Consider the following 3481-nt stretch of genomic DNA (forward strand, 5'->3'; position numbering starts at 1 on the left):
CAACGCACCTTGAAAATTGAACAATGGAAACAAATATCTGCAAATTGTAAAGTAGAGAACTTTAGAAATAAAGGGTAACGAAAACTACAATAAGCTGAGGAAGATAGCAATATCGAAACTCAAAGAGAACCAAGATTCTAGCGCATGGTCAAGCTACAAAGGGCACAGAGTGAATGCCTTGGCACCAGGAGCCGAAGAAAGACGTGATAAGCTGCGAAAAGCTGCGGGGAGCTGCAAATAAGCTATGATCCGCAGATATCTGAATGGAGCAATCCGGCGGATGTAACGGTCCGTCATGGCGTACTGAATTCATAGGTACGTCAGGGGAACCGCCTGAACTGAAACATCTAAGTAGGGCGAGGAAGAGAAATCAACAGAGATTCCGCAAGTAGTGGCGAGCGAACGCGGAAGAGGGCAAACCGGGATCAGAAATGATGCCGGGGTTGAGGACTGCATTTAGCATTGAGGTAACCTAGAAGAACTGCATGGGAAGGCAGGCCGAAGAGTGTGAGAGCCACGTATTCGAAAGGTGAAGACAGCGAGCAGTATCCAGAGTACCGCGGGACACGTGAAACCCCGTGGGAAGCCGGGGGGACCACCCTCCAACCCTAAATACTCCCTGGTGACCGATAGAGCAGAGTACTGTGAAGGAAAGGTGAAAAGGACCCCGGGAGGGGAGTGAAAGAGAACCTGAAACTCTGCGCCTACAAGCACATAGAGCACGTCAAAGTGTGATATGGTACCTTTTGTAGAATGGTCCGGCGAGCGTACGCATGTAGCAAGGTTAAGCACTTCAGGTGCGGAGCCGAAGGGAAACCGAGTCTGAATAGGGCGAGTGAGTTTCATGCGTAGGGCCCGAAACCGGGTGACCTATCCATGTCCAGGTTGAAGTGGGAGTAAAATCCCATGGAGGACCGAACCGACCTCCGTTGAAAAGGCGGCGGATGAGGTGTGGATAGCGGAGAAATTCCAATCGAACCCGGAGATAGCTGGTTCTCCCCGAAATAGCTTTAGGGCTAGCGTTGTATTAGATTACCGGAGGTAAAGCACTGAATAGGCTAGGGGCCGAGAGGTTACTGAACCTTATCAAACTCTGAATGCCGGATAATTGATGTACAGCAGTCAGACTACGTGAGATAAGTCTCGTGGTCAAAAGGGAAAAAGCCCAGACCCACAGCTAAGGTCCCAAATACACGTTAAGTGGAGAAGGATGTGGAGTTGCGAAGACAACCAGGATGTTGGCTTAGAAGCAGCCACTCATTTAAAGAGTGCGTAATAGCTCACTGGTCGAGTGACTCTGCGCCGAAAATGTAACGGGGCTAAACGTGTAACCGAAGCTTGGGATTCCGCAAGGAATGGTAGGGGAGCGTCGTATATGGGGTGAAGTATGAGCGTAAGCGCATGTGGACTGTATACGAGTGAGAATGCCGGAATGAGTAGCGAGAATTATGTGAGAATCATAATGGCCGAAAGTCTAAGGTTTCTGGAGGAAGGTTCGTCCGCTCCAGGTTAGCCGGGAGCTAAGGTGAGGCCGAAAGGCGTAGCCGATGCACATACGGTAGAGATTCCGTAGCTGCCGAAAGATTTAAGCAGGAGGACACTGTAGAAGGGTATGACCCGGGCGTTGGTTGCCCCGGGCGAAAGGGACCGAAACATAGTAGGGAAGCATACTTGGATACAGGCGAGAAAAGCCCTGTGGATATCTCAGGCACCCGTACCGCAAACCGACACAGGTAGACAGGAAGAGGATTCTAAGGCCAACGGGAGAAGGGTTGTTAAGGAACTCGGCAAGTTGACCCCGTAACTTAGGGAAAAGGGGTGCTCACGAGAGTGAGCCGCAGAGAATAGGTCCAGGCGACTGTTTAGCAAAAACACAGCTCTATGCTAAATCGAAAGATGACGTATATGGGGTGACACCTGCCCGGTGCCGGAAGGTTAAGAGGAGGAGTGAGAGCTCTGAATTGAAGCCCCGGTAAACGGCGGCCGTAACTATAACGGTCCTAAGGTAGCGAAATTCCTTGTCAGGTAAGTTCTGACCCGCACGAATGGTGTAACGATCTGGACACTGTCTCAACAGCCCGCCCGGCGAAATTGTAGTACCGGTGAAGATGCCGGTTACCCGCGACAAGACGGAAAGACCCCATGGAGCTTTACTGTAGCTTAATATTGGATTTCGGTATTTCATGTACAGGATAGGTGGGAGGCAGAGAAGCGAATACGCCAGTATTCGTGGAGCCGACGTTGGGATACCACTCTTGAGGTACTGGAATTCTAACCTGCGGCCGTGAAACCGGTCGGGGGACATTGTTAGGTGGGCAGTTTGACTGGGGCGGTCGCCTCCAAAAAGGTAACGGAGGCGCTCAAAGGTTCGCTCAGCATGGACGGAAACCATGCCTTTGAGTGTAAACGCAAAAGCGAGCCTAACTGCGAGAGGGACGTCTCGAGCAGTAACGAAAGTTGGAGTTAGTGATCCGGTGGTATGTGAGTGGAAATGCCATCGCTCAACGGATAAAAGCTACCCTGGGGATAACAGGCTGATCTCCCCCAAGAGTCCACATCGTCGGGGAGGTTTGGCACCTCGATGTCGGCTCATCGCATCCTGGGGCTGAATTCGGTCCCAAGGGTTTGGCTGTTCGCCAATTAAAGCGGTACGCGAGCTGGGTTCAGAACGTCGTGAGACAGTTCGGTCCCTATCTGTCGTGGGCGCAGGATATTTGAGAGGAGCTGTCCCTAGTACGAGAGGACCGGGATGGACGCACCTCTGGTGCACCAGTTGTCTTGCCAAAGGCATAGCTGGGCAGCTAAGTGCGGATCGGATAAACGCTGAAGGCATCTAAGCGTGAAGCCGGCCTCAAGATAAGATATGCCACTGCATAAGCAGGTAAGACCCCTTGAAGACTACAAGGTAGATAGGCCACATGTGGAAGCGTCGTGAGGCGTGCAGCAAGGTGGTACTAATCGGTCGAGGGCTTGACCAAGCGAAGGATAAGGTTTTAGATAGGCGTTTTCATTGTTCGATTTTGAGGGTGCGTAAAGCATCTTAGAGAAGATCCGGCGCGGAAGCGGTGAGAGAACGGCTTCCAATCAGGGAAACCTGAGAAAGCTACACGCGCCATTAGCTCAGTTGGTAGAGCAGCTGACTCTTAATCAGCGGGTCCCGGGTTCGAGTCCCTGATGGCGCACCATTAAGGGCGGCATCGTAACCGAAGCAGGAATGTTCGGTTAGAAGTCCGACAGGAGGAGATAAACCGCCAATCGCACAGCGCAGGCTTGTGCTCTTGGACAGGGACTCCTCACTGATCAAATTGCCACTGGCAAATTGATCGGGCGCTCGGACTGATGGCGCACCAAAGCGGCCCGTTGGTCAAGCGGTCAAGACACCGGCCTCTCACGCCGGTAACGCGGGTTCGATTCCCGCACGGGTCACCAAAGGCTGGTGTTTATTACGTTGAGGATCCACCTGTTCCCATTCCGAACACAG

General features: G+C 52.2%; 2 tRNA genes and 1 rRNA gene. All 3 read left to right on the forward strand.

Annotation, left to right across the window (positions count from 1 at the left end):
* The first annotated feature begins 146 nt into the window (after positions 1 to 146).
* Positions 147 to 2978: ribosomal RNA gene (locus D5269_RS16665) — 23S ribosomal RNA — on the forward strand.
* 131 nt (positions 2979 to 3109) lie between these two features.
* Positions 3110 to 3185, forward strand: a tRNA-Lys gene (locus D5269_RS16670).
* A 169-nt stretch (positions 3186 to 3354) separates the two neighbouring features.
* Positions 3355 to 3429 (forward strand) — tRNA-Glu (locus D5269_RS16675).
* Positions 3430 to 3481 lie beyond the last annotated feature (52 nt).

It is taken from the genome of Anaerotruncus sp. 1XD42-93 (assembly GCF_009917605.1).
In the GTDB taxonomy this organism is placed as follows: Bacteria; Bacillota; Clostridia; order Oscillospirales; family Ruminococcaceae; genus Anaerotruncus.